Origin of the sequence: Microvirga arvi (assembly GCF_016892765.1) — a bacterium.
Lineage (GTDB): Bacteria > Pseudomonadota > Alphaproteobacteria > Rhizobiales > Beijerinckiaceae > Microvirga > Microvirga arvi.
In genome coordinates, this window is record NZ_JAFEMD010000034.1 from 38,364 (window position 1) to 64,917 (window position 26,554).

General features: G+C 58.5%; 22 protein-coding genes. 17 read left to right on the plus strand and 5 right to left on the minus strand.

From position 1 onward, the window contains the following. The first annotated feature begins 84 nt into the window (after positions 1-84). The 10 genes from ILT44_RS19645 to ILT44_RS19690 all read left to right on the plus strand — a co-directional run bounded on the left by ILT44_RS19645 (position 85) and on the right by ILT44_RS19690 (position 13,806). A complete protein-coding gene (locus ILT44_RS19645) occupies positions 85-987 on the plus strand; it encodes an amidohydrolase family protein (protein ID WP_204241313.1) in 903 nt (300 codons plus the stop codon). A 17-nt stretch (positions 988-1,004) separates the two neighbouring features. Further along, entirely contained in the window at positions 1,005-1,973 is a 969-nt protein-coding gene (locus tag ILT44_RS19650; RefSeq protein WP_204241314.1) for an ABC transporter permease, read from the plus strand. A gap of 7 nt (positions 1,974-1,980) precedes the next feature. Then, positions 1,981-2,880 carry an ABC transporter permease gene (locus ILT44_RS19655; RefSeq protein WP_204241315.1) on the plus strand — a complete coding sequence of 300 codons (900 nt, stop codon included), beginning with the start codon at positions 1,981-1,983 and terminating at the stop codon, positions 2,878-2,880. Positions 2,881-2,969: 89 nt separating this feature from the next. Beyond that, positions 2,970-3,719, plus strand: coding sequence for an ABC transporter ATP-binding protein (locus tag ILT44_RS19660; RefSeq protein ID WP_204241316.1), 750 nt, complete (start codon positions 2,970-2,972; stop codon positions 3,717-3,719). Beyond that, positions 3,716-4,717, plus strand: coding sequence for an oligopeptide/dipeptide ABC transporter ATP-binding protein (locus ILT44_RS19665; RefSeq protein ID WP_204241317.1), 1,002 nt, complete (start codon positions 3,716-3,718; stop codon positions 4,715-4,717). The genes ILT44_RS19660 and ILT44_RS19665 overlap by 4 nt, the downstream gene beginning before the upstream one ends. Positions 4,718-4,751: 34 nt before the next feature. Continuing rightward, entirely contained in the window at positions 4,752-6,383 is a 1,632-nt protein-coding gene (locus tag ILT44_RS19670; RefSeq protein WP_204241318.1) for an ABC transporter substrate-binding protein, read from the plus strand. Further along, a complete protein-coding gene (locus tag ILT44_RS19675) occupies positions 6,359-8,581 on the plus strand; it encodes an acetate--CoA ligase family protein (RefSeq protein ID WP_204241319.1) in 2,223 nt (740 codons plus the stop codon). The genes ILT44_RS19670 and ILT44_RS19675 overlap by 25 nt, the downstream gene beginning before the upstream one ends. A gap of 778 nt (positions 8,582-9,359) precedes the next feature. Further along, positions 9,360-10,625 carry a 5-aminolevulinate synthase gene (gene hemA / locus ILT44_RS19680; protein ID WP_204241320.1) on the plus strand — a complete coding sequence of 422 codons (1,266 nt, stop codon included), beginning with the start codon at positions 9,360-9,362 and terminating at the stop codon, positions 10,623-10,625. A 982-nt stretch (positions 10,626-11,607) separates the two neighbouring features. Continuing rightward, on the plus strand, positions 11,608-12,654 hold the full coding sequence (locus ILT44_RS19685; RefSeq protein WP_204241321.1) for a phosphotransferase: 1,047 nt from the start codon (positions 11,608-11,610) through the stop codon (positions 12,652-12,654). Positions 12,655-13,023: 369 nt separating this feature from the next. Continuing rightward, complete coding sequence (locus ILT44_RS19690; protein ID WP_204241322.1) at positions 13,024-13,806, plus strand: SDR family oxidoreductase; 783 nt, start codon at positions 13,024-13,026, stop codon at positions 13,804-13,806. A gap of 292 nt (positions 13,807-14,098) precedes the next feature. Here the strand turns inward: ILT44_RS19690 and ILT44_RS19695 are convergent, their stop codons facing one another. The 4 genes from ILT44_RS19695 to ILT44_RS19715 form a co-directional block, all read right to left on the minus strand. Further along, positions 14,099-14,911, minus strand: coding sequence for an IS5 family transposase (locus ILT44_RS19695; protein WP_204241323.1), 813 nt, complete (start codon positions 14,909-14,911; stop codon positions 14,099-14,101). Positions 14,912-15,008: 97 nt separating this feature from the next. Then, positions 15,009-16,361 carry an IS701 family transposase gene (locus ILT44_RS19700; RefSeq protein WP_204241324.1) on the minus strand — a complete coding sequence of 451 codons (1,353 nt, stop codon included), beginning with the start codon at positions 16,359-16,361 and terminating at the stop codon, positions 15,009-15,011. Between the two features lie 308 nt (positions 16,362-16,669). Then, entirely contained in the window at positions 16,670-16,873 is a 204-nt protein-coding gene (locus ILT44_RS32145; protein WP_443673962.1) for a DDE-type integrase/transposase/recombinase, read from the minus strand. Positions 16,874-17,504: 631 nt separating this feature from the next. Further along, the gene (locus ILT44_RS19715) at positions 17,505-18,155 is read right to left on the minus strand and encodes a TetR/AcrR family transcriptional regulator (RefSeq protein WP_204241326.1); all 651 of its coding nucleotides are present in this window, start codon (positions 18,153-18,155) and stop codon (positions 17,505-17,507) included. On the opposite strand from ILT44_RS19715, the gene ILT44_RS19720 reads away from it, so the two are divergent. The 7 genes from ILT44_RS19720 (at position 18,145) to ILT44_RS19750 (ending at position 25,740) form a co-directional block, all read left to right on the plus strand. Next, complete coding sequence (locus ILT44_RS19720; protein WP_204241327.1) at positions 18,145-19,323, plus strand: ABC transporter ATP-binding protein; 1,179 nt, start codon at positions 18,145-18,147, stop codon at positions 19,321-19,323. The genes ILT44_RS19715 and ILT44_RS19720 overlap by 11 nt on opposite strands. A gap of 46 nt (positions 19,324-19,369) precedes the next feature. Beyond that, positions 19,370-20,416 (plus strand): ABC transporter substrate-binding protein, encoded by a 1,047-nt coding sequence (locus ILT44_RS19725; protein WP_204241328.1) that lies wholly within the window; start codon positions 19,370-19,372, stop codon positions 20,414-20,416. A 19-nt stretch (positions 20,417-20,435) separates the two neighbouring features. Further along, positions 20,436-21,275, plus strand: a complete 840-nt coding sequence (locus ILT44_RS19730; RefSeq protein ID WP_204241329.1) for an ABC transporter permease — start codon at positions 20,436-20,438, stop codon at positions 21,273-21,275. Next, positions 21,272-22,069 (plus strand): ABC transporter permease, encoded by a 798-nt coding sequence (locus tag ILT44_RS19735; RefSeq protein ID WP_204241330.1) that lies wholly within the window; start codon positions 21,272-21,274, stop codon positions 22,067-22,069. The genes ILT44_RS19730 and ILT44_RS19735 overlap by 4 nt, the downstream gene beginning before the upstream one ends. A gap of 1 nt (position 22,070) precedes the next feature. Beyond that, positions 22,071-23,726, plus strand: a complete 1,656-nt coding sequence (locus tag ILT44_RS19740) for a class I adenylate-forming enzyme family protein (protein WP_204241331.1) — start codon at positions 22,071-22,073, stop codon at positions 23,724-23,726. Between the two features lie 21 nt (positions 23,727-23,747). Continuing rightward, a complete protein-coding gene (locus ILT44_RS19745; protein WP_204241332.1) occupies positions 23,748-24,548 on the plus strand; it encodes an enoyl-CoA hydratase/isomerase family protein in 801 nt (266 codons plus the stop codon). Positions 24,549-24,900: 352 nt separating this feature from the next. Beyond that, positions 24,901-25,740, plus strand: coding sequence for an MBL fold metallo-hydrolase (locus ILT44_RS19750; protein WP_204241333.1), 840 nt, complete (start codon positions 24,901-24,903; stop codon positions 25,738-25,740). A 5-nt stretch (positions 25,741-25,745) separates the two neighbouring features. On the opposite strand, the gene ILT44_RS19755 is transcribed toward ILT44_RS19750, so the two are convergent. Next, positions 25,746-25,955 carry a cold-shock protein gene (locus ILT44_RS19755; protein ID WP_204241334.1) on the minus strand — a complete coding sequence of 70 codons (210 nt, stop codon included), beginning with the start codon at positions 25,953-25,955 and terminating at the stop codon, positions 25,746-25,748. Between the last annotated feature and the right edge of the window lie 599 nt (positions 25,956-26,554).

Consider the following 26,554-nt stretch of genomic DNA (forward strand, 5'->3'; position numbering starts at 1 on the left):
GGGATCGCACCTGAGTGGTTTTCTTGAGGTACAGAAATGCGCTGTCGGTAAGTAATGACGGCGCAAAAACGGGAGGTTGCTGGAATGACCCGCGTAATCGATATGGAAATCGGGATGCCCGCCAGCGAGGCCAATCCAGAGCTTGAGCGGATCGCCCATGGGCGTCCGGGGACGCCGTTTCCTCAGCCCCTAGAGCGGCCGGAGGGCTACGGGTTCGCCAATTACGGCAAAGTGTTCAAGGCACGCAAGCGTGAAGAGGGGCCCGCACACGACACCGACGACGGCGGACTTGATCGTCTCGTCGAAGACATGAATCGAGCAAACATTGCATGCGGGTTGCTGGTTGGCGCGGAAAATAGCGCGACAGGCAGGATCCATGCTCGATATCCCGGCCGATTCTTCACCTTCGTCACCTTCGACCCGACCGACGGAATGCGCGCCGTTCGGGAGTTCGAGCGGCTGGTCAAGGAAGAGGGGGCAAATGGCCTGCGCTTGTCAGCGCTCTATAACGGCGTGCCCGCAAACGACCGGCGTTATTATCCACTCTATGCGAAAGCCGCGGAGCTCGATGTTCCCGTGCGCATCTACACGGCAATGAACTACGCCAACGATCGCGCTTACGATCTCGGTCATCCGCGTTACCTCGACGACGTCGCCGTCGACTTCCCTGAACTTCGCATCGTCGCTGGTCTTGCGGGATGGCCGTGGGTCAACGAGATGGTTGGACTCCTGCGCCGTCACCCGAATCTCTATGTCGACACCGCCGCGCATCATCCGCGCTATTTCGCGCAGCCAGGCTCCGGCTGGGAGCAGTTCCTGCAATTCGGAAACACCCTGTTGCAGGACAAGGTCATGGTCGGATTGTCGCGATATCTTTTCGGGACATCATTCGAGTCGCTGATCGAGGATTACAAAAACCTGCCGCTCAAGGATAAGGTCATAGAAAAGTGGTTGTACGGTAACGCGGCCACCTTCCACCGTCTCTGACACGGAGGCGGTCTCCGATGCTCCGCTTTATCCTGCAGCGAGCTTTCTACGCCCTGCCGCTGATCTTGGTCATTATCGTGGTCATGTTCACGCTGCTTCACCTGATCCCAGGTGATCCGGTGCAGGCGCTGGTCGGCGACTATCCGGTGCCGCCCGCTTATCGGCAGGCGATCGAGGAGAAGTATCGGCTGAACGATCCTTTTCTGACTCAGGTATGGAACTATGTCACAGCGGTGCTGCAGGGGGATTTCGGCTATTCCTATCAGAATCAGAGGCCTGTGCTGGGCTTGATCCTCGAGCGAGCCCCGCGCACGATCCTGCTGGCATCCGTCGGCTTCGCGTTCGCCATTCCTCTGGGCATGGCCATCGGCGTCATCACCGGAACCACGCGCAGTGCCACCACCGACAAGATTTGGACCACCTCAGCCCTGATTGCCTACGCGATTCCCACCTTCTGGCTAGGCCAGTTGCTGGTGATGTTTTTCGCACTGCGTCTCGGATGGTTTCCCACGCAGGGGATCGGGCCGCTCGTGTCTCGTGCGCATGGCTTCGACTGGGTCTTGGAGCGAGGACGGTATTTAGCCCTGCCAGCCTTGGCTTTCGCCATCCACGAAGGAATGCGCTTCGCACGCATCATGCGAGCAAGCGTGATCGATACTCTCTCCCAGGGCTATATCATCACCGCCCGTTCCAAGGGGCTGACCCGCGGCCAGATCATCCGCCGGCATGTGCTGCGCAACTCAAGCCTGCCGCTGGTGACCGTAGCGGGATATGCTTTTGGCTCGGCCCTCAGTGGAGCGGTGCTGCTGGAGACCGTATTCACTTGGCCGGGGCTCGGCCTCCTCATGGTCGATTCCATTCGCCTGCGGGACAACCTGACCGTTGTCGGCGTAGTCATATTCTCGGCATTGGCCGTCATTCTCATGAACCTTCTGGTCGACATCCTCTATGCGCTGCTCGATCCGCGGATCAGGACCGGAGGATGATGGCGCCATGACAAATCAAACCTCGATTTCCGTCTCTGCCCGCCTGAAATCCGCTTCCGATTGGGGGATCTCCAAGGTCGGGAACATGATGGGCACTCGCCATGGTGCGATCGGCCTGATCATCCTTCTCCTGCTGGCGTTCATTGCTGTCGTCGCTCCAGCGATCGCGCCCTACCATCCGCTTCAGCAAACCGCCGCCAGCCTCGCACCGCCGTCCAGTGAGTTCTACTTCGGAACGGACAATATCGGGCGTGACGTGTTCTCGCTCATCCTGTATGGCGCGCGTTCCTCCCTCATGGTTGGGTTCGGAGCTGCTCTGGCAGCTCTGTTGGTCGGTGGGACCATCGGCATCATTGCTGGCTATTTCCGCGGGCCCGTCGAGATGGTTCTCATGCGGATCATAGAGCTCTTTCAGACGCTTCCCGTGATCATGCTGGTGCTCTGCGCAGTCGCCTTGTTCGGATCGAATTTCTGGCTGCTCATCGCTGCCGTCGCCCTCGCCATCTGGCCGATGGAGGCGCGTCTGGTCTATGGGCAATATATAAAGCTGCGTGAGCGGGACTTCATTTCCGCAGCAAGAGTAGCCGACCTTTCGACCTCTCACATTATCTTCCGCGAGATCCTCCCGAACGCCATTCAGCCTGTGATTGTCCAGGTCGCGCTTGATGCCAGTATTGCGATCCTAATCGAAGCCGGACTGGGCTTCCTCGGATTGTCGGACCCTTCCATGGTGAGCTGGGGGCAGCTGTTATTCGTGGCCCAGGACTACATGGACACAGCCTGGTGGATGAGCGTCTTCCCGGGCGCGGCAATCTGCATCGCGATCATCGGACTCAACCTGTTCGCCGACGGCCTCAACGAAATCGTCGATCCCCGCAGCACGCGTGGAATGGGAGGTCTGCAATGACCGCTTCGCAGATCCACAGGCCCGGCACCGCCGAGCACCTTCTCGACGTGCGGAACCTGAAGGTGTGTTTCCAGGTCTCGGACCGGGCCGTGCGCGCGGTCGATGGCGTCGACTTCCACGTGAAGCCGGCAGAGTGTGTTGGAGTCGTCGGCGAATCGGGATCCGGAAAGAGTACGCTGATACGTGCCATCTCGCGGTTGATGCCCAATCTGCGTGTGAGCGAGTTGAGCGGCGACCTGCGGTTCGAGGGACGGGATATTCTCGGGATGAGTGAGCGGGATATTCGGGCCTTGCGACGGTCGCAGGGTTTCTCGATGATCTTCCAGGATCCGCTGGGATACCTGAATCCGACCCATCGCGTCGGCCGGCAGATCGCCGAGGCTCTGTCACCTCATAGCAAAGGAGAATCAGACAGTCAGCGTGTTCATAGCCTGCTGGAGGAGGTCGGGTTTTCGGACCCAAAAAGTGTGGCACACAGCTTTCCTCACGAGCTTTCGGGCGGAATGCGCCAACGCGTCATGATTGCGATCGCGCTTGCAAGTGATCCGAAACTGCTCTTCGCCGATGAGCCGACGACGGCGCTGGATGCGACCGTCCAGCTTCAGGTCCTGCAGACACTTTACCGCATCCACAAGGAGCGAAACATGGCGGTCGTGATCATCACGCACGATCTCGGCGTCGTGGCAGAGCTCTGCGATCGCGTCTACGTCATGCAGACAGGAAAGGTTGTCGAGACCGCCGGCACCGTCGATCTCTTTGAAAGGCCAAAGCATAGCTATTCGGCACGACTGATAGAGCTGAGCGCACACCGCATCAACTTCAGGAGCGCTGGGCTATGAACCCACAGATCCTTTCCCTAGAAGGCGTCAGCCAGATCTATACCAGCCGTGGCGTCAAGGGGTTGCGTCGAGTGGATGTTCGCGCCGTTGATGGCGTCGATCTTGATATTCGCGAAGGCGAGACGCTAGCAATTGTCGGTGAGTCCGGGTCCGGCAAGAGCACGCTGGCGAAGATGCTGCTGATGCTCAACCACCCGACCCTGGGGCAGGTTACGTATCGCGGGCTGCCGCTCAAGACGCTCGGCCAGGAGGAGCGCAGCCGGTATCGGCGCCAAGTCCAGGCGGTGTTCCAGGATCCTGCCTCGTCTCTCAATCCCCGCATGACCGTCGAGGAAACCCTCGGCCACGTTGCGAACCGCCACAACATCGTCGCGAAGGCCGAGCTGCGCAGTTTTCTCGCCGCACAGCTCGCAGCCGTTGGCCTCGATCCGCCGGAGCAGTATTTGGGGCGCTATCCCCACCAGCTCTCCGGGGGACAGCAGCAGCGTATCGCCATCGCCCGCGCGATCATGCTGAAGCCGAAGATCATCATCGCCGACGAGCCGCTCTCGAGCCTCGATGTGTCCGTTCAGGCGCAGATCCTTCAGCTCATGAGCGATCTGCGCAAGACGACGAATGTGGGTTTCGTGATCATCAGTCACGACCTCGGCGCGATGCAATCGATCGCGGACCGCACCGCCGTGATGTATAAAGGCCGCGTTGTCGAGATCGGCGACGCAATCTACCGGTCGCCAATCCATCCCTACACGCGTCTCCTTCTCGACGCGCGGCTGCTGCCCAATCCCCGCGGAACCCGGATCCGTTCGCCTGTGCCGAGGTCCGTTGTGCCTGCCACATCGTTGGTGATGGAGGGTGGGTGCAGATTTCTTCAGCGTTGTCCGCATGCAATTGAAGTCTGTGCCGCAGTTGACCCTCAGCTGCGGCCGATGGGTGCCGGAGCGACGCAAGTCGCCTGCCACCGCGCGGAGGAGCTGTCTGCAGCACCTACGCCAATTTAGTAAGCAAAGCGAGAGCAAGAACGGGAGGAAGACAATGAAATCGATGCTTCGTCAATCGCCGACCATCTTCGAACTACGCGTGGCCTCAATTCTGTTTGCTTGCGCGATCGGTGCCAATGCATCTGTCGCCATGGCCGACGATGGCAAGCCCGTCACTGGGGGAACGGTGATCGCGGCCCTGAACTCGACGACTATTCCGACGCTGAACACTCAGCTTACGTCGTCCGTTCCGGCTCTTTTCGCGGCGGATGTGTGGGCCGACGGGCTGATGACCTATGACAAGGAGGGAAATCGCCTCCCACGCCTGGCGACGCGCTGGGAGGCCTCGGCGGACGGCAAGACCTACACTTTCACTCTGCGAGACGGCGTGAAGTGGTCGGACGGGAAGCCGTTCACGGCCGAGGACGTCGTCTTCACCTTGATGACCTTCGGCAAGTTCAACACCTATCTGACCAAACTCGTTCCTTTGGTGGAGGAGGCTTCGGCTCCGAATGCGACCACCTTTGTCCTGAAGCTGAAGCAGCCGCTCACCGCGACCTTGGATCTCTTCGACAAGGAGGTCTTCCCCCTCATGCCGAAGCACATCTATGACGGTCAGGACGTGGCCACGCATCCCGCCAATCTTGCTCCGGTCGGTCTGGGGCCCTTCAAGTTTCAGAGTTGGGCAAGCGGACAATCGATCACCTTCGTCCGCAACGAGCATTATTGGGAGAAGCCAAAGCCTTATCTCGATTCAGTTGTTTTCGCGCTTATTCCCAATCCGCAGCAGCGGATGAATGCGCTCATCGGCGGTGAGGTCAACTGGTTCCGCCCTGAGGTCGCGCAGGTTCGCGCCACCCAGGAGGCGTCCAAGAGAGGCAAGTTCAAGGTTGTGCAGATCGTTAACAACGCACCCGAGACAGCGGTGGTCGATCTCAATCTGACCCGGGAGCCCTTGAAGAACGTCAAGGTCCGTCAGGCGCTGTTCCATGCTATCGATCGCGAGCGCATCGTTCAGGACGTCTATCAGGGACTGGCTGCAACCGCCAAGAATGCGATTCCGACGCAGTTCAAGGACTTGCACGACACGTCAGTCAACTACGATACGCTCTATGCGTACGATCCCGTCAAGGCTGGGAAGCTTCTCGACGAAGCGGGGTATCCTCTGAAGGATGGCAAGCGCTTCACGATCGAGCTGACCGTGATCGCCAAGCCACCCTATGATGCAGTTGCTCAGATCGTGCAGTCGCATTGGTCGAAGGTCGGCATCGACGTGAAGCTGAGTGCTCTCGATCAGCAGATCTGGACGAATAAAGTCTACACCCAGCGAGACTTCGATGCATCGGTGATCTCGTTGACCGGCCGCACGAACCCGGTTCTGGGTGTCGATCGCAGTTTCGTATGCAATGAGGGAAGCGTGCCGTTCGCGAATCCGACCGGGTACTGCAATCCGGAGTTCGACAAGGTTGCGCTAGATGCCTCGGCTGCGCCGGTCGGCCAGCAAAAGCCCTTCTACAAGAAGTATGCCGAGATCATCGCGCGAGACCTCAATCAGCTTGCCCTTGCGGATTCGAAGGTTTTTGAGGCGGTCAGCACCGACCTGAAAGGGCTCGACGCGCAGTTCAACTTCTCCTTCAACACGCACCCCAATTGGGCTGAGGCTTGGCTGCCGTCCGACAAGCAGTAACAGAGTCCGGCCTATCGGAACACCAAAGCTGCCGTGCGGTCATCGGCTGCACGGCCGTCACGCGAAGAGGAATGATCACCTTGCATATCGATGTTACCTCCATGATGCGACCTCGTTCGGTTGCCGTTGTCGGCGCTTCGGCAAAGCGTGCTACCCAGGGCAATGTGGTCATCAGCAATCTGAAGGATTGGGGCTATAACGGCACCATTTTCCCGGTTCACCCGGAAGCGAAGGAGATTGACGGACTGGCCGCCGTCAACTCGGTGGCTTCGCTCCCCTTGGATACGGACCTTGCCATCGTGGCCATTCCGGCCGCTCGAGTGCCGGGCATGCTGGAGGAGCTCGAGCAGAGCCCGGTCCGTTCCGCTATCGTGTTCACAAACGGCTTTTCAGAGGAGCAGGAACGATCCATTCGAGAGCTTGGAAGTTCCAGCAGGCTCATCGTGCACGGCCCAAACTGCATGGGCCTTGTCAATTTCACGGATTCGATTCCCCTTTATCCCTCGCGACCGTCGAAACGGCTGCGGGCAGGCAAGGTGGCAATCGTCGCCCAATCGGGCTCTGCCGCTATTTCGGTCATGAACTCCACCGTTATCGGGCTGTCGAAGGTCGTCACGATGGGCAGCGAGTTTCAAGTGGCCGCCGCCGACTATATCCGTTGGCTCGCTGATGACGACGCGACGAACGCTATTGGTGTCATCGCCGAATCAATCAAGGATCCTGTTGCGCTAGCCTATGCTGCCGAGAGCGTCCATGCGGCCGGGAAGTCCCTCGTGGTGCTGAAGGTCGGCCGCACTGCGAGCGGACTTGCGGCGACCCAGGCGCATACGGGGGCGCTTGTCAGCGACTGGGACGCTTATGAAGATTTCTTTTCTGCGACCAACATCGCGACCGTCTCCGACTATGACGAACTCATTGCGGCGCTCGAATGCGCTGCGGTTGCGCGGAAGATGGTTAGAGGGGCGTCTCTCGGAATCGTGGGCATTTCCGGCGGCCAGACGGCGCTTGCCTGTGACCTCGCCGAGGCGAGGGGCATCGGCGTCGCCGCCTTCGGTGAAGTCACGCGGGAGCGTCTACGCAAGGCGCTTCCGGGTACTTCCGGACGCAATCCGGTCGATTTCGGCGCGACTGTCAACGTGGAAGATCGTAATCCTGCCGAAGCCATCGCGGCGATTCTCGACGATGAAGAGGTTGGCGCAGTCGTTGCGCTTCAGGATACGCAGGAAAGTCTCAATCCGGCCACCCTGCAGAATTACATGAACATTCTGAACGTCTACGCGCAGAGCGGACGTGACGCGAAGAAGCCCTTTGTAATCATCTCGCCGACGGCCGAGAATGTTGATCCGGGCGTTCGTACGATGATGGCGGAGAATGGAATTCCTCTCCTGAGAGGGCTCACTCCAGGCCTTCAGGCTGTTGGGCAGCTCAACCACGGTAAACCTGGTCTTGCAGTAGCCTGGGCGGAGGCGCGCCGATCTGATCGAGGTTACTTCCATCCACATGCTGAAGCGCTGCGCCGGCAGCTGTCACAGTGCTCGGGTACTTTGGATGCCAAGATCGCTTTCGACGTTCTGCGGGAGTACGGATTGCCCGTGGTTAAGTCCATTGTGGTCGGGGATGTTGTCGAGGCACTCGAGCGAGCTGCAGAAATCGGCTTCCCAATGGTCGTGAAGGTCGCATCGCGTCAGATCCAGCATCGGTCGGATGTCGGTGGGGTTGTTGTCGATGTAGGTGACGAAGACGCTTTGCGGTCCGCGATTGCGACGATCCAATCAAAGGTCGGCGCGACCCTACCGGAAGCCACGATCGACGGCTACGAGCTGCAGGAACAGGTCTCAGCGGGTATCGAGGCTCTTGCGGGCTTCACCTCCGCGGCGCCGTTTGGACAGCTCGTCGTCATCGGTAGCGGTGGAACGCTGGTGGAGATCATGGCTGACCGGGCAGTGAAGCTGGCTCCGCTCACCAAGGATGAAGCCAGCGCTATGCTTGCTCGGACAAGGATCGCAAGAATCCTCGACGGCTACAGAAATCTGACGCCTAAGACGGACCAGTCGCACTTCGTTGACGCCGCGGTCAATTTGTCTCGTCTTGCCAGCGATCTTGAGGGGATTATGCTGGCGTGCGATCTCAACCCAGTGGTTGTGCGTAAGGGAACAGGGGAAGTTCGTATCGTCGACGCCTTGTGCATCATAGCGTGAAGTGAGAACGAAGATTAGCCCATTAGAGATGACATGGAATGACTATCCCTCAGCCTCCGGTGAGGCTGAGGTTGAACGTTTCGGAAGCACGGTCTCCGTCACTGTTTGAGAAGGGCCTCTTCGGAAAATCTTCGGAGATCGTCTTTGAAGGTTCGGACTAGCATTTAATGTAGCGCGGCACCTTGAATGCGGCTGTTCTGCCTACTGAGAAGTGATCCTCATTGATGTACGAGTTTTGAACAAGAGGACTGAGACTTGGGCAAGAAAAGGCACACGGTCGAAGAGATGTTCGCCAAGCTGAGGCAGGTGGACGCGCTGACGGTACAAGGTCGGACAGAGGCAGAGGCCGTCTGTCAGATTAGCATGACAGAGGTCGCTTACTACTGCTGCCGATCCACGTATGATGACCTCAAATGCGATCATGTTAGGCGCCTCAACGGGCTGGAGATGGCGGACGCTAGATTGCCCTAGCCTGGATACCACTCGGCCTTGGATAGGTTGATCCCGAAAGAGGTCGTCTAGGGATCCAAAGGGCAGCGTCACCAAAGCTAGCGACCTCAGCCCGCCGCCGAGCCTATACGGAGCATGTGATCGCACATCCGAAGTGCCCGGCGAGAAGATTTTTCATGTCCGTTTGGGATACGAGCAGCCGATTAGGTGCCCTATCGTTTACTGCATGCAATTCGAGTTCGTCGTCCAAGAGGTTGCGGCTCCCACAAGCATCACCTCGGCCTAAAATAGTTTGGATACAGAAATGGCCGGAACGGAAAGAACGTTGATGGGTTCACAGCGTAATTACAACAACTATTACCATTTGCCCCTTGACCAGCTCCGCTCTGAACAGCTTTACCGCGTTTTTGCCGATATCGAGAGGCTGGCCGGCCGTTATCCCCAGGCCCTCTGGCACTCACCGGATGGGCCCCGCCCCATTACCGTCTGGTGCTCCAACGATTATCTCGGCATGGGCCAGAATCGGGACGTGACCCGCGCCATGGTCGAAACGGCCTGGCGCTTCGGCACCGGCGCCGGCGGGACGCGCAACATCTCGGGTATCAGCCACCCGCTCGTTGAGTTGGAGGCGGAACTCGCCGACCTGCACGGCAAGGAAGCGGCGCTGGTCTTCACCTCGGGCTACGTGTCGAACCAGACCGGCATCGCCACGCTGGCCCGGCTGATCCCGAACTGCCTGATCCTGTCCGATGCCCTCAACCACAACTCGATGATCGAGGGCGTGCGCCAGTCCGGCTGCGACAAGGCGATCTTCCGGCACAACGATCTGGAGCACCTGGAGGCGTTGTTGCAGGCGGCCGGCGAGAGGCCCAAGCTCATCGTGTTCGAGAGCGTCTATTCCATGGATGGCGACGTGGCGCCGATCCGCCAGATCTGCGACCTCGCCGAGCGCTACGGCGCCATGACCTATATCGACGAGGTCCATGCGGTCGGCATGTACGGCCCGCGCGGAGCAGGTCTTGCGGAGCGTCTCGGCGTGATGCACCGGATCGACGTGATCGAGGGCACGCTGGGCAAGGCCTTCGGCGTCATGGGCGGATACATTGCGGGTGCTGCGTCCGTCATCGATGCCGTGCGCAGCTATGCGCCGGGCTTCATCTTCAGCACGGCCCTGCCGCCGAGCGTGGCGGCCGCGGCAACAGCCTCCGTGCGCCACCTCAAGGCCTCGCGGATCGAGCGCCAGGGGCAGCAATGCCAGGTGGCTCAGGTCAAGGATGCGCTGATCCGCGCCGACCTGCCGTTGCTCGCCACGCCCACCCACATCGTGCCGGTGATGGTGGGGGATGCGCAAGCCTGCAAGGCCGCCTCAGACCGGCTCCTGGAGAAGCACGGCATCTACATCCAGCCGATCAACTATCCCACCGTGCCCCGCGGCACCGAGCGCCTGCGCATCACCCCAGGACCCCTGCACACCGGCGCCCATATCGAGGCGCTCGTGCAGGCTCTGGTCGAGGTCTGGACGGCGCTTAGGCTTCCCCTAGAGCCGAAAGTCCAGGCCGCTGCGGGATTTTCACAGCCCATGGGATATGGGTAACTCTAGCATCCGCGGACCCAGGGAAGGGTTCAGCGCATGAGATCGCACGAGCACTGTCCATCGACTAATTCCGAGCATCGGCCGCACCAGTCCCTTGATCGTCCGATGATCCTGCTCAATCCAGCTACTCCAGTAGCCGCTCTGGCCAGTCCCGACCGGCTTCAGCTTGCGTGGTGACCGGTTGCCCGGCACACCGCTCACTGACAAGCATCCCACTCATCTACGCGCGATTGAATCAATGGCCTGGAGATGTCCCATACAGCGAAGCCTCCGAGGGATGCGAACCCCGGGGCGAGTGCCGAGACCGATAGAGATTAGCGGTCCTTGATAGTCGAATACTAGAGACAACCACGAAACGCGGGCGTAAAGGTGAGCGTGAGACCGTTGCTTTCTCGAGACCGGGTCCTGACGCAAGTGCCTGGTTGGTGAGGCCCAAGCGCCTTACATGGAGACGTTGAGGATTTTCAGCGGGCATGCAAATGCGACAATGAACGGCGGCCCGTCCTCTCGCCTCAAATCCGTTTGGGACACGAGTGTGTGTTCTAACGAGTTTGCATCTTGCGCCTCTTTGGAGAGGAATACTTCATCTGCCCTTGACCAACCCTTGACCAAAGGAGAGGACAGCATGATAATGAATAATGAAATTTATTTCCGATAAGCGGAATTAGCGATCAACAGCGGGGGGTGTGAACAGCTCGTCGGAATCTCGGAACCTATTTGCGTGAGCAAGCAAAACCAATTGAAAAGGGAGTTGCCGTGAATGATCAGGTTTCGGCCGATATCATTCAGGAGAGGAGGGATCTCAACCTTTTTGGTCTCACCGCCCCCGAGGAATGTAGCGGACTCCAGAGGCAAATGGAGAGCCCCCTGCCTTTAGGGCGCATTCGCAACACGCAGGACATCGCCGGCATCGGCTTACATCACTAAGAAGGTGATCGTCGCCGATGCTGGCGAGACAATTAGCTTAGAGAAGGGCAGAAGCATGGTAAACCTCGGACCTGTCATTCCTGTGCACCGCTTTGATGAGAATGCGATTAAGGTCTGGCTTGCAGATGTGGTTCCAGACTTTCGCGGCGACATGAGCATCCGTCAGTTTCAAGGCGGTCAGTCGAACCCGACATTCCTGATCGAGGCAGGCGGAAAGCGTATTGTTCTTCGTAAAAAGCCGCCGGGGCAGTTGCTCAATAAAGCGCACGACGTCGAGCGGGAATTTCGTGTCGTCTCCTCACTAGGGCTCACGAACGTGCCTGTCGCGCGAATAATAGCACTGTGCAATGACACAGAAGTCATCGGCACTCCCTTTTATGTGATGGAATTCGTCGAGGGTCGGATTTTCGACAATGCCACGATGGAGGGCATAGGGCCTGATGAGCGGATGAGGCTACATTTCGCGTCCGTGGATGCTCTCACGAAGCTTCACGCCATTGATTTCGAAGCAGTGGATTTGAACGACTTTGGACTCAAGGGAGGCTATGTAGACCGGCAGGTCAAGCGCTGGAGCCGGCAATACCAACTATCATTGAGCGCTGGCGAATTGCCAGCGCTCACATGGCTCGCCGATTGGCTTCGCGAGCATCAAGAAGTTCGTGACGAGACAACCATTGTCCATGGCGACTTTCGCATTGGCAATCTATGCTTCGCTGTCGGTGAGCCGAAGGTTGAGGCCATTTTCGATTGGGAGCTCTCGACGCTTGGGCATCCCTTGAGCGATCTGGCATACTTGTGCATGCCCTATCGCATTGATGCCCATGTTCCACACAGCCGAGGTATTCTTGGACTCAATCTCATCCATCTTGGAATTCCTCAGGAGCAGGAGATCGTCGAGCGATACTGCACGATGATGGGCCGTTCAACACTACCCGATTGGAACGTCTTCCTGGTTCTGGCGTTTTTCCGGCTGTCGGCCATTCTGCACGGCGTTATGGCACGCGCACTTCAAGGAAACGCAAGCGATGCAAATGCGCATCATGTCGCGCAGCGTGCCGGGCTGCTCGCTGAGATAGGGCAGACTATTGCGCGACAGCACTAGGCCACAGGGTATTTCAGCTTACGGGAAGCATTCCCGCCAATGGCATTCCTGACAAAGCACTTTCAAGTTTGGTTTAAGTCGGCGCCTGTGGCAGGTTCCAGTTCCCGCGTCACTGTCTCTCCGCTAAGGAGTACCGGGCCACCCGCGATCGCGCGTTCCTCACCTGGCACAACGCGTTTCGTGTTGCATGCGTGGACTGATGTGTACTGGCCCAACGCTTTCGCCCGCAGCAGCTTTGCCCTCCTGTACCGAGTTGACAGTACCTATCCGCTGGCAGTCTGGCCAACCCTGAATTAACATCAAACTCGGATCGCCACTCGGAGCAGGCTAAAAGCCTATTGGGCCGGGGAACCTCGCGGAGGCAGTTGAATGAGGACTCGCTTTGGTATTGTTGTCGTCACGGGCGGCGCGCAAGGTATCGGCCGAGCGCTTTGCGAGGCCTTTGCCTCGGATGGAGCATCGAAGGTCATCATATTGGACCGTAACGAGGTTCTTGCTCGAGAGGTTGCCGTCCGGGTCGGCGGGCGTGCGATCGGTGTTGACGTGAGAGATGCTCTTGCCTTCGATCAGGTGCTTGATCTGGTCGAGTCCGAAGAGGGCCCAATCCGAACCTTCTGCTCGAATGCAGGAGTGGCATTGGGATTTCAACCATCCCCTGACAATGCTGCATTCGCCTCAGATGAGGTTTGGCAAGGATCGTGGGAGATTAACGTCCTGGCACATGTCCGCGCGGCGCGTTTTTTGCTGCCGCGCATGATAGCGCGGGGCGGGGGCATCTTCTTGCAGACGGCCTCAGCAGCAGGACTTCTCAACCAGGTCGGGAGCGCTGTATACGGTACTACGAAGCATGCTGCCATTGGCTTCGCCGAGAACATAGCTTTTACGCATCGACATCAAGGAATACAGGTTGCGGTTCTTTGCCCGCAGGGCGTCGATACGCCATTGCTTAACAGCATTCCAAGTGGGCCGGAAAGCGCAGACGGAGTGCTGTCCCCTGAAGAGGTGGCTCAGGCGGCGATCAGGGGCCTTGATGCACGCACGTTCCTGATCCTGCCGCATGCGATCGTCCGTGACTATCACCAAAGGAAATCAGAAAATTATGACCGTTGGATAGCCGGCATGTCCAAGCTAGTCCAGCGACAATCAACGTAAACCGGGAGCAACTTCCCAAGTCAGCTGCTTCGCTGAGGGTTTGCTGCGGCGCTCTGTGTCAATCACTGCGTTCCTTACCTTCGGAACGAATGAGAGCCCCGAGCTATCGGAATGTAGTGCGCCGCTCGATAATCCGAAGTTCTATTTCAATGACCTAGTCACGTAGTGCAAGAAGCGTGACAAAGCCATTGGGCTTATCGCAAATCCGGAGCAAGTATGTGCAAGTCACAAGAGCTTCGTCGTGACCTATGCGACGAGCAGATGGAATTGCTCTAAGAGTCCGTCCCGTAAATCATGAGCACCGTCCCAAGCGGCGGACGAGGAGCATGACGGAAGCAGCGTAGAGGAAGGCCCGGGCTGACGTGAGCGTCGCCTCCGGATCTTTCCAGAGCCGGCGGTTGCGGCTGATCCACGCGAAGAATCTTTCAACAACCCAGCGGCGCGGATGCACCGCAAAGCCAACCTGATCAGGCGGCTTTCTGACGATCTCAATGCGGATCGAGGTCGCCTGGGCCGGGGTCTCGCCGGCATAGCCGCTGTCGGCAAACGCTGTGGCGATAAACGGGAACGCACGCCGGGACAGGCCCAGGACCACACATGCCCCATCCCGGTCCTGCACGTCGGCTGGCTGGGACTCCAGGATCAGACCACGCCCGTCGGTGTCGACCATCACCTGACGCTTGCGGCCTTTGACCTTTTTGCCCGCATCATAGCCTCGTGGGCCGCCGCTCTCGGTGGTCTTCACGCTTTGGCTGTCGAGCACGGCTGCGGTGGGTGAGGCCTCCCGTCCGACCCGCTCGCGATCCGCCATGACCAGCAGATGGTTGATGGTCTCGAACAGGCCAGTGTCCCGCCACAGGCTGAACCAGCGAAAGATCGTGCTCTTGGGCGGCAGATCCGAGGGCAGAAGCCGCCAGGCAATGCCACCGCGCAGGACATAAAAGATGCCGTTGAGGATCTCACGGGGCGCCCAACGCCGGGGTCGTCCACGGGCGTGGGGCCCGGGCAGAAGCGGCTCAATCAACGCCCATTCGGCATCGGTCAGATCGGTTTCGTATCGCAACCCGTCGCGGCTATACTGCCGCCGGGTGGTCGGGGTCCACATTGCGGTTCCAGGTCAGGCTTCAGCACCCTCTTGGAATCATAGCGGCCTCGGCCACTCAACCCTTTTCGGGACGGGCTCTAAGCTCGACTTTGGCCAATCAGGCGGCTCGGCAAAGCGCGTAAACCAAGCATCGTTGAAGGGCCTGTGAGGGTTTTGGCATTTTGTGCTGGTGGCGGGACGTGAGTAAACCCGTTTCGCGCCAGATGGCGTGCCGCACGGCGGCCAGAGCATCGGCGAAGGTCGGACGAGACTTGCGGTACCAGCTGTCGATGAGCACAGCTGTTCGGGTGCGCTGGTCGAGTTGGGCAGCCAGCAGGGTCACGATGGAGAACAGCCCGAACAGGCAAGGGGTGGTGCGGGCCAGGGCACGATCCGACCATTGCCGTTGCGTCTCCACACCCAGATGGGTGCGGGCCTCCTGGAACGTGACCTCGACCTGCCAGCGCAGGATGAACCAGCGGATGATCTGCAACGGAGCCTGCCTGGGATCGCTGCACAGCAAGGCCTGCGGCGAGAAGCGTCCAAGGGGGTCGCGCAGCAGCACCCAGCGGATTGGTACCACCGGCATGCCGCCGTGGCGCCACACGGCCGTTGCCGAGCAGAACTCGATCAGCCGATCCCCTTCGCCATACCAGCCCGGCACCGTGACGCGTCGCCAGCGGGTGCTCGTCCGCGTCAGCACATCAGAAAGGGTTGGCAGTCGCGCTCCTTTGGTGCGGGGACGGCCGCATGTCCCTGGTCGACGCGGTGGAGCCGGCTCATAGAGGGCAGCGTCCAGCCGAAGCCGGGTGATGCAGATCACACCCTGACGGGACAGGGCTGCGAGCAGTTCCAGGGCGGCAAAGCCCATGTCAGCCACCAGGATCAGCTCGCGCTCGGGCAGCCAACGCCGCACCTGCAGCACCAGCTGGCGGGCCCAGTCGGTCAGCTTCTTATGCCGGTGTCCCCGCTCACGGCAGTAGCGCTCCGAGGGCGCCAGGGCGGTGAGGAACGGCAAGGCCCATGTGCGGGCGGCCCACGGAATGGGCGCCAGGAGCATGAGACTGATCCAGCGCAGGCCTGATGCCTTAACGAAGTGAGCATCGGATGAGCGCACCGGATCGCGATAGATGCCCTTGGCTTTGATGCGCCGGCCGCGCCGACGCTCGATGGTGTCATCAAGGCCGAGGATGATCGGCCCGGTGGGTGCGAAGGCGTGGATGAGCAAGCAAAGCAACAGACGGGCAGCCTCGCGTCCGCTCCAGCGCGCCCGGCTCAACACGCGATGGTAGTTGACGAAGTGAGCCTCGCGACTGAGGCCGGTGATGCGCAAGATGCTGGTCACAGTGCGCTTGCCGGGTGCCAGGATGGCCCCGACGAGCAGGACCTCGGCATGGCGCCAGGTTCGGTAGCGAAAGAGCGGGGCAAAGGCTAAAATGATCGCGGCGAAGCGGGCGGGCAGATCTGGCATGGCCGTGTCTCTTGGCGGGGACACACCAACCTACCGCATCGTTCGCTTCGCCGCCTCTGCACTCTCAACCCACCTGCCAGAAATGGCCAAAGTCGAGCTAAGAGCCAACCCGACCACCGGCAGGCATAGTTCGCCTGAGCTTTCCGCGACATATAGATCGTCACGAACTCGCCCAGGATTGCACAAGCGAATACTATCGACTTGAACCCGAGCATCGGTCGGATCCATCTCTTGATGACGCAGTAACCCTGCTCAATACGATTGTTGAGATAGCGACGCTGCCGGAGCCGGATCGAGTTCAGTGCGCATTATAATCGATCCAGGAGACGGAGTTTCGAATCATACGACAGAATGATTTCGCGGTTCGCCCGGCTGCCGTAGATCACAATCCGCTCAGGCCGAGCATGACGCTGAAGTGACTTGTTCAGGAACCGCTTGACGGCCATCAGATTGCGCCGCTCACTGAACCAGAGCTTCACTATGTCACCGTTGCTATCGATCGCTCGATACAGATACCGCCACTAAGCGCGGACTTTGACACAGGTTTCGTCGATATGGCACTTATCAGTGGGCGCTCTCTGGCGGCGATTAAGCCGCTCCAGTAACTCGGAGGAGTAGTGAACTGATGTTCCCTCGCTTTGACCGACACCTCTGATACGCTCCTGCGAGAGCGGGAAGATGGTTGATGATGAAGCGAGGCGGGAATTCACACCCGAGTTCAAGCATCAGGCCGCAGCCCTGCTAGAGAGCAGCGGCCGTCACTCACGCAGAACGCGACCGAACTGAGGATCTCTCGCTCCATGCTCGGTAACTGGCGCGTCATTGCCCGTGACGCATCAATCCGGGCCAGGGCTGCGCCGGCCAATCCCCGGTTCCAGCGCATGAAAATGGCCTCTACGACACTGAAGGGTTTTGAGGTGATGCGAACAGTCTGCCGAAGTCACTGCCTGCCGAGGCATGCGGAATTGACAGGCAAAATCGGTTTGGAGAAACAGTTGTTCAGCCTCGCCGCGTGAGGAAGCCGCGCCAGTGGACTTGTGATGACTTTCCGCAGCTTATGCTACGGTTCCCGCTAAGGCCTGTCACAAGTTCCTCTGAAAAGTTGACATCGCGCTGTCGCATTAAATTCAGCGGATCTGCTTCCTACGCGCGGAAATCGGCAAGTGCAGAGTACCACAACTTGGTTAGTGTATCAGCAATCATATCGGGTTCATCGACATAGGCGACGAGAGGATGATCCATTTGACCATAAACCTTTAGCAACAACTCATCCACCATTCCAATGATGGCATAGGTACATAGGCGCAGACGCGGCATCGCCACCTCAGGGATGGGATGCTGACGGGACAAGCGCCCGATGATCCTCTCCGACAAGGCTCGATCCGCTCGGCGGCCAACCTCCGCGATCCGGTCATCCTCATCCTTGAGATGAAAGTGACAGCGCATGAGACCCACGTTTTCCCGGAAGCATCGAACGTAGTGTCGATTACCGATCGTAATTGCTTCAAGGTCCGAGACGCCATGGATTTTCGGTCTAGTCGCTCTAACAAAGTCAAAGTAGTCGGCAATCGTCTTAGCGACGACCCCCTGCTTGCTGTCGAAATATCGATAAAACGTGCCGTGCGCGATGTTCGCCCGTTCCGTAATCATATCAACTGTAATTGCATGATAAGCTTTTTCCCCCAACAGAGATGCTACGGATATCTCGATCTGCAACTCGGTTCTTTGGGGCTTCTTTGCGTCGGACGCCTCAATTAGTTTGTTCTTCAGGAACTCTACATAATTGTACGTCACTAATTCCGCTCCGCAGGTTCATTGTTTCGCTTTTGGATTAGCAATGAAACGGTTTCCAGAAAAGCCCTTGACAAAAAATGACGAGCTCGTCACTTTTTGTCGCCAGGGAGGAACAGGCATGGTGGTCAATGGTGCCGCGATCGAGTTCAAGAAGGTGCGCAAGACCTACGGCAACTTCGTAGCCCTCGAAAGCTTCTCCATGAATGTAGCCGCTGGTGAGTTCATGACCCTGCTTGGGCCCAGCGGCTCAGGTAAGACCACTGCGTTGAACAGTCTCGCTGGGTTCACCGACATCACCAGCGGAGACATCCTCATCGATGGCGTCTCCATTGCCCGCGTGCCGACGGAGAAGCGTAACATCGGCATGGTGTTCCAGAACTACTCGCTCTTCCCGCACCGAAACGTTCTCGGCAACGTCGCTTTCCCCCTTGAGATGCGTGGAGTCGGACGAGCCGAAATCCGCAAGCGTTCGCTGAAGGCGCTTGAGATTGTCAGACTGGGAGGTCTGGCAGAACGCATGCCGCACGAGCTTTCAGGCGGGCAGAAACAACGTGTTGCCTTCGCACGTGCGATTGTGTTCGAACCACGTGTTCTGCTCATGGATGAGCCGCTTGGCGCACTGGACTTGAAGCTGCGCGAAGCCATGCAGCTGGAGATCAAGCAATATCAGCAGCAGATCGGCTGCACAGTCATCTACGTGACCCACGACCAGGGCGAGGCTTTGACATTATCCGATCGCCTGGCGGTGATGGATAAGGGCCTGATCCGCCAGCTGGGCACTCCGCAGGATCTCTACGATCGCCCGAACTCACGCTTCGTCGCCGAATTCATCGGGTTGAACAATATCATAAAGATCTCCGGGTCGAAGCATGACGGAGCCATCGTCGACGGACTCGGTGTCATCCGCTTCCCAAGCGAAATCCAGCCCTCACAGGGTTACCTGTCAGTCCGCCCGGAACATATCCGTCGGACTCCGACCGGTGGGCATCCGGCCATTGTGCGGCAGGCCGTGTTTCTTGGCGATGCGGTTCGCTACGTCGTCGAAACCAGGAATGGCGCCGAGCTCACTCTTGCGGAGCCGCGCAGCGGGGAGAACTCGAGCCTCGATCCGGGATCGGAAATCGCAATCAGCTTCGAAGAGAACAGACTTATCCATTTGCCAGAATAGTCCGGCGAAGAGACGGCAAGCATCAACCAGGAGAGGGAGACGTTCGATGGTAAACCTGACGAGACGTACATTCAACGTAGGAGCTTCTTCGCTCGTTCTGGCCGGGTTGGGAGCGCGTAGCGCAGCCGCACAGGACGTGACCATCGTCGTCAATGGCTCCGGAGGATCGCTCGCTGAAGTGATAAAGAAACTGTTCGAGGATCCCTTCACGAAGGCGACCGGCATCAAGGTTCGCGCGACTGCGCCTGTTAGCCTGCCGAAGCTGAAGGCGATGGTTGAGTCCGGAAATGTCGAATGGGATCTCACGGAGCTGAACGGCGACGATGTGGCACGCGCGTCCGAGGCAGGATGGCTGGAGCCGATCGATTACGCACTCATCGATCCCAACAACGTCCTGCCCGAAATGGCAAAGCTTCGGGACGCCGTGGTGCGTGCCTCCTATTCAACCGTCTTTGGTTACCGAACCGATCGATTTGGCGGCAAAGCTCCGAAGAGCTGGGCCGATTTCTGGGATGTGAAGAACTTCCCCGGACCACGATCGCTTGAGAACTCGCCGAAGGGCAATCTTGAGTTTGCGCTCCTCGCGGCTGGCGTGCCGCTCGACAAGATCTATCCCATTGACGTCGACAAGGCGTTCGCAAAGCTGGATGAACTTAAGGACCATATCCCAGTCTGGTGGGAGAACGGCGCACAGCACGTCCAGCTTCTGGTGGATGGCGAGGTCAACATGACATCCTGCTGGAACGGGCGCATCTCCCCTTTGAAGAAAGAAGGCAAGCCTGTCGATATCAGCTGGAATGGTGGGGCGTTGATGCTCTCCTACCTCGGCATTCCTAAAGGGGCCAAGCATCCGACGGAAGCGCAGCTCTTCCTGAAGTATCGCATGGATCCGAAGGCTTCCGCCGAATTCGTGAAGATCATTCCTTATCCTGGCTTCGTTCCGGGAATGATGGAGCTGTTGGAACCCGAGTTCGTTGCGACACTGCCAACGGCGCCGCAAAACGCCGCCGTGCAGTTCCGCTTCGACTCCGGCTGGTGGGCACAAAACCTCGATAAGGTTCAGAAGCGCTGGAACGACTGGCTCCTGATCTGAACCGGGCTGGAAGATTGTCATGAAAAACAGGCCGACCACATTACTGTTGCTTCTACCGGCAGCTTTGCTGGTCGGCTTGTTGTTCGTCCTCCCGATCCTCGGCGTGCTCAGCCTCAGTGTCTACGGAGACAGCGGCTTCACGCTTGGACCAATTCGGGAGCTCGTCGGTTCGCGTGTTTCACTCGTCGTTCTCGAGAGGACCTTCTGGCAGGCGCTGACTGTTTCGGTGATCTGCGTTGTTCTTGGCTACCCGGCTGCTTTCTTCATGAGCGGGCTGTCGACCAAGCTGCGTGCGTATCTGGTTTATCTGATCCTGTTGCCGTTCTGGATCAGCATCCTAGTCCGGACCTACACTTGGATCATCATCCTGGGGCGAGAGGGTATCATCAATCGGACGCTCGCGGCGTTCGGTTTCTCTCCGGTTCAGATTCTCTACACCGATCTCGCAGTCCGCATCGCAATGGTGCAGATTCTTCTGCCGATCGTCGTTCTGACGTGTCTGGCGTCAATGCTGGACATAGACAAAGGCTTGGTCAAAACGGCCCGGTCGCTCGGCGCCACCCCCACTCAGGCCTTTGTTAAGGTGTTCTTGCCACTCAGTCTGAGTGGAGCTGCAACCGGCGGGATCATCTGCTTCATCCTTTGTCTCGGGTTCTACGTGACACCGGCACTTCTGGGTGGCCGCCGAAGCATCCTGATCTCCAATCTGATCGACATCCAGGTGCATCAATCTTTGAACTGGGGTTTCGCCGCCGCCCTCGCCACGGCGCTGCTCATCATCACCTTGGCATGCCTCGCGCTTTTCCGGTTGCTGACCCGCGGAAGAACCGAGTTCTCAAGTCTGGGAGTCGGACGATGAGGGCTGTCCTGGCCGTCTACTTTACTGTTCTGGTGCTGTTCCTGATCCTGCCGCTGATCTTCTTAGTCCCAATTTCGTTGACCGAGAGCCAGTTTCTGGAATTCCCACCCCAGACCCTATCCTTGAGATGGTACAGCGCCTTCTTCGATGACCCTACATGGATCAATGCAGCGCTGCTGTCCTTCAGGGTCGGCATTGGCGCAACTTTCATCAGCCTGACTGTCGGCACGCTTGCGGCGATTGCGCTCGTTCGGGCCGAATTCTTCGGCAAGACAGCGCTCACGGCGATCTTCATCGCTCCTCTCATCCTGCCGACGGTCATACTTGCACTTGCGCTTTACATCGTGTTTCTCCGCTTCCGACTCGTGGATAACGTCTTGGCCCTCACGGCAGCTCATTCGGTTGTCGCAATCCCCTATGTTGTCATGCTCGTGTCAGGGAGCTTGCGGCGGTTCGACATTACGCTCGAGCGCGCAGCGCGGGTGCTAGGCGCCAGCCCAATCAAAGCATTCATGCTCGTGACCCTGCCTTATCTCGTGCCGTCGATGTTTGCGGCCAGCATTCTCGCCTTCTTCGCTTCCTTCGATGAACTGATCATCACGCTGTTCGTCTCGGGCGGAGCTCAGACGCTTCCCGTCCGCATATGGAACGATCTCGGACTCAAGATCGATCCGACCGTTCCTGCCGTAGCAGTGATGCTCACGCTACTCAGCGTCAGTGGAATGGGTATCGGCGAGTTAATCCGCCGGCGCAACGAGCGGCGCTACAACACCATAACGTCAGCAGAGGTCTGATATGAACGGTATACAACCTGCCACATCCTGGACGGAGGCGCGCCAGGCAATCGACAGCCTCTTCAAGACAATCCAGGAAACGCCATTGTCGGCCAACATCTGGAGTCTTGTCGAAGAGCAGGTGGCGGCCAACCTGGGTAAGCCGATGTGGACGTTCTTCGAGGAGGCACAGGACAGTGCGGCAACCTACGACGACGTGAAGGCATTGGTCGATCGGACGGCTGCGGCGCTGTACGAGGCCGGTGTTCGAAAAGGCTCGCATGTGGCTGTCATGCTTCCGAATATCCCACAGTTTCCTGCAACATGGCTGGCGATAGCAAGATTGGGCGCGGTGATGGTGCCCGTCAATATCGCCTACACGGGGCGTGAGCTGTATTATGTCCTGACGGACTCGGATGCGAACTTCCTAGTGATCCACTCCGACTGCATGTCCGCATACGCCGCTCTTGATGGCGAAGCTCCCTTTGCCAGCGACAATGTCTTGGTGGTCGGCGCCGCGCCCCCCGGCAGCCGCGACCTCGGTGAGCTGATGGAGTCGGCGCCTGACCTGCCGGCTGGCCTGCCACAACCGGCAATCGATGACTTAGTGAACATCCAATACACTTCGGGCACGACCGGCTTTCCCAAAGGTTGCATGCTGACCCATCGATATTGGCTCACCCTATCGCTCGTTGCCGCAATGCGCGGCGGGCAGGACGAGCAGGCGACGAATATTCTCGTTGCTCAACCGTTCTTCTATATGGACCCGCAATGGCTGACATTGATGGCGATGCGGGGCGGGGGGCAGATCTTCGTTGCCCGGCGCGCAAGCTCCTCCCGGTTCATGGACTGGGTTCGTCAGTACGACATCCATTACTGCCTCTTTCCGGAGGTCGTCTATCAGATGCCGCACCAGGACGCGGACAGCGACAACAGCCTGAAAAGGATCTCAATTTTTGGGTTCAGCAAGTCACAGCATGCGGATCTTGAACGTCGCTACAACACGATCGCCAGGGAGAGCTTCGGCATGACCGAGGTCGGCCCGGCTTTGTTCACGCCGCGCGAAGCGACGCACATGGTGGGTTCCGGCACATGCGGAATACCGGCACCATTCCGCGAAGCCAAGATTGTGGATGAGCATGGCGAAGAGGTCGGGCCAGGACAAATCGGTGAGCTCTGCATCAGGGGGCCGGGGATCATGCTCGGCTATTACAAGAAGCCAGAGGCAAACGAGACGTCCTTCTACGGAGATTGGTTTCGCACTGGCGACCTGTTCTGGAGAGACGAGCAAGGCTTCCACTATATCGTCGGGCGCCTCAAGGACATGATCCGACGCTCCGGTGAAAACATCGCGGCTCGCGAAGTGGAGGCGGTTCTGCGCGAGATCCCAGGTGTGCTGGAAGCGGCGGCCGTGGGTGTTAAGGATTCGACGCGCGGTGAAGAGGTGAAGGCCTATCTTGTGCTCCAGCCTGGCATGACTCAGCGGGACGTAACGCCTGATGCGGTGTTTGAGCACTGCAAAAACCGACTTGCCGCCTTCAAGATCCCGCGATTTCTCGAATACCGCGATGTCTTGCCTAAAACACCCTCTGAGAAGATTGCCAAGCAAAAGCTTGTGGCCGAGAAACCCGACCTTCGCGTCGGCAGTTATGACCGCGTCGCGAGTGCCTGGCTCTAGCCAATCCTAGGAGAAGACAGCATGCCTTTCGAATACGAGCGCAAGGGTAAGATCGGCTACTTCACGATCCGCAACGGGAGCGTGAATCCGATGACACCCGCCATGCACAAGGAACTCTACGGTCTCATGATCGAGTTTCTGGCTGACGATGCCGTTCATGTTGGAATCCTCCAAGGCGCTGGAAACCGAGCATTCTCGGCTGGAGACGACATCAAGAACGAATATGCAAAATTCGCCACTCCGAAGGATGAGCTGGAGTATTTTCTCTGGCCGAAATTTCGGACGGAAACCAAGACGCCTGATACGTTCACTTGGTCGCGCGAGGTCCTCAAGCTTGATAGGTTCAAGCCAATTGTCGGCGCTGTACGCGGTTATTGCTTCGGTCAGGGAATGATTTATCTCAGCCATCTGACTGACGTTCGTGTCTGCTCGGAAGACGCCAAGTTCGGCTTTCCGGAGATTGCCTATGGTATGGGCGGAGCCGGCGGGTCGACCCGGCTGTCGCGCTTCATCCCCCACACGTTAGCCATGGAAATGCTGCTGACCGGCGATCCTCTCAATGCAGAGCAGGCTTTGCGTGCTAATCTTGTTAATGCAGTTGTTCCCACTGATGGGGTGCTCGCCAAGGCAGAAGAATATGCAGAACGCATTGCGCGCCATCCGCTTATTGCCCTTCGCATCGAGATGGAATCCTCAATCCGAGGAATGGATATGGGGCGCGTTGAGTCGTTAGATTACGTCAAGAACCTCTACCGCATGCAGAGAATGGCATACAATGGTGAGGAGAGAGTTGAGAGCTATCTCTACAAAACAGCCAAGTAAAGCCTCATGAGCCAAAAGGGCAGCCCGATCCGGCTGCCTTACATCTATCCACTTGGCGCTATTCAGTACCAACCCATATGGAGTTGCACTGTCGCAATGGCTTTGTTGCATTAACTTCTTGGGATGCAGTCCCTCATATGCCGGTGCCGTTCGGCAGATGCTATCTGCCGTGGCTTGACACGCTAATGCAGCAGAGCCTTTACGTCTGAGGGTGGCGGGCCGAACTACGTCATTATGTGAGATCAACAGGGGGGACTATGAACATTCGGCAGAAGGGGCAGCAGATCATCGCTATATGGAGCGGTGCCTGGGATGACAGTGTCACGCCCAGTTCTTGCCAAGTGTAAGCCAGATGGCGTTCCTCACCGAACCAGAGCCAAATCGCGGTGTGGCAGTGCCGATCGTGCCGGGCATCTCTCGGATTGTTGCCAACAATCCCAGCCTTATGACCTATCACGGCACCAACACTTACCTGATCGAAGCGGCCAATGGCTTCATCGTGCTCGATCCGGGACCGGATGATGATGGTCACGTCAAGGGCATCCTGGCCGCAACCCAGGGGCAGGTCTCGGCTATCCTTCTCAGTCATACTCATTCGGACCACCTCGGCGCGACGGCCGCCCTCAAGGCACATACTGGCGCGACCACCTATGCCTTTCACCTGAGTGCCGATCCCGCCTTCTTTCCCGATGTCCTGCTGCGGGACGGGGACACGGTCGCAGGAATGACCGCCATCCATACGCCGGGCCATGCCAGCGATCATCTCTGCTTCGCTCGCCCGGACGGGCTCGTCTTCAGTGCCGATCATGTTATGTCCTGGTCGAGCAGCATTGTCTCCCCTCCTGGCGGTGACATGGCAGCCTATGTCGCTAGCCTGCGTCTGATGCTTTTGCGCGACGACTACCTCTACCTACCGGGGCATGGACCACCGCTGCCGAACCCGAGACCCTATGTCGAAGAGTTGCTGAACCACCGTGTGAAGCGTGAGCAGGCTATTTTGCAGGCGCTCCACAATGAGCCTCACACGACTTGGGACCTCGTGGAGCGGCTCTACTCGAAGTCGCATCCCTGGTTGAAGCGTGCCGCCGAGCGGAACGTTGTCGCACATCTGCTTAAACTGCAGATGGAAGGACTGGTTGTACAACAAGCGGATCGCTGGCAGTCGAAAGAAACAGCCTCGGACCCTCGGTAGCTCGGTCAGGCAGTCTTCAGATTGACGGCGGACTCTTTGCCGGAGCAGCGGACAGCCTCGATCTCATAGGAGATCATCTGGCCTTCCACGAAACCACGCAGGCCGGAACGCTCGGCCGCACTGATGTGCACGAACACGTCCTTGCTGTCGTTATCCGGCTGAATGAAGCCGAAACCTTTCTGCTCGCTGAACCACTTCACTGTTCCTGTCGCCACGAAACTTTTCCGTTTGTTTAGTCCCGCCCAGGTAGCGAAAATCTTAACCGCAGAATGCGGAGCGTGTCGAGCGCTGCGTGTAGATCCCCAAGATGAACAGGATCCACACGGAACCACATTCCTGCCAGTGTCAGCAATGGCAAGGTTTAGTGCAGCAGTCTATGACCGGCAGCCTTGGCCTAGCTCCTCACGAATTCTGCCGTGAAAGCACGTTGCGTTTCATTTGTCAGGGGGTCTGGAATTGGTTCTGTTCCACGCCCGCTACCCCGTTGGATGAACCGCTTGCGCTTGCTCTTGACGTCCTGGGGCAGATGCGTTGCCAAAGGGCTCAAAGTCTCGACGCACCTGAGCCTCTGTTCTCTTCCGGTAGGGAAGGACAGCGTACGCAGCAAGGGCTGCGGCTATGTCGTTCGAGGTTAGATCGGTATGACGGTTCTGCTCCCCCTCCTTGATCTGACTGAACACTCTTTGCTGTGCTGCATAGTGCTCATTTTATCCTGGGGCATGCTCGAGCAGATAGGCTGACCCGCCCCCATGGAGTGGTCCGGTTGGAATGTTAGTGCAGTGACGGCCTGTCCGCCAGTGCGGGCGGCGCGGCT

Coding starts and splice junctions, on each gene's coding strand:
- ILT44_RS19730 (WP_204241329.1), top strand. CDS start 20,436: ATGAAAAACAGGCCGACCACATTACTGTTGCTTCTACCGGCAGCTTTG.
- ILT44_RS19665 (WP_204241317.1), top strand. CDS start 3,716: ATGAACCCACAGATCCTTTCCCTAGAAGGCGTCAGCCAGATCTATACC.
- ILT44_RS19700 (WP_204241324.1), bottom strand. CDS start 16,361: ATGCCAGATCTGCCCGCCCGCTTCGCCGCGATCATTTTAGCCTTTGCC.
- ILT44_RS19650 (WP_204241314.1), top strand. CDS start 1,005: ATGCTCCGCTTTATCCTGCAGCGAGCTTTCTACGCCCTGCCGCTGATC.
- ILT44_RS19690 (WP_204241322.1), top strand. CDS start 13,024: ATGAGGACTCGCTTTGGTATTGTTGTCGTCACGGGCGGCGCGCAAGGT.
- hemA (WP_204241320.1), top strand. CDS start 9,360: ATGGGTTCACAGCGTAATTACAACAACTATTACCATTTGCCCCTTGAC.
- ILT44_RS19745 (WP_204241332.1), top strand. CDS start 23,748: ATGCCTTTCGAATACGAGCGCAAGGGTAAGATCGGCTACTTCACGATC.
- ILT44_RS19750 (WP_204241333.1), top strand. CDS start 24,901: ATGGCGTTCCTCACCGAACCAGAGCCAAATCGCGGTGTGGCAGTGCCG.
- ILT44_RS19735 (WP_204241330.1), top strand. CDS start 21,272: ATGAGGGCTGTCCTGGCCGTCTACTTTACTGTTCTGGTGCTGTTCCTG.
- ILT44_RS19655 (WP_204241315.1), top strand. CDS start 1,981: ATGACAAATCAAACCTCGATTTCCGTCTCTGCCCGCCTGAAATCCGCT.
- ILT44_RS19670 (WP_204241318.1), top strand. CDS start 4,752: ATGAAATCGATGCTTCGTCAATCGCCGACCATCTTCGAACTACGCGTG.
- ILT44_RS19645 (WP_204241313.1), top strand. CDS start 85: ATGACCCGCGTAATCGATATGGAAATCGGGATGCCCGCCAGCGAGGCC.
- ILT44_RS19740 (WP_204241331.1), top strand. CDS start 22,071: ATGAACGGTATACAACCTGCCACATCCTGGACGGAGGCGCGCCAGGCA.
- ILT44_RS19725 (WP_204241328.1), top strand. CDS start 19,370: ATGGTAAACCTGACGAGACGTACATTCAACGTAGGAGCTTCTTCGCTC.
- ILT44_RS19695 (WP_204241323.1), bottom strand. CDS start 14,911: ATGTGGACCCCGACCACCCGGCGGCAGTATAGCCGCGACGGGTTGCGA.
- ILT44_RS19685 (WP_204241321.1), top strand. CDS start 11,608: ATGGTAAACCTCGGACCTGTCATTCCTGTGCACCGCTTTGATGAGAAT.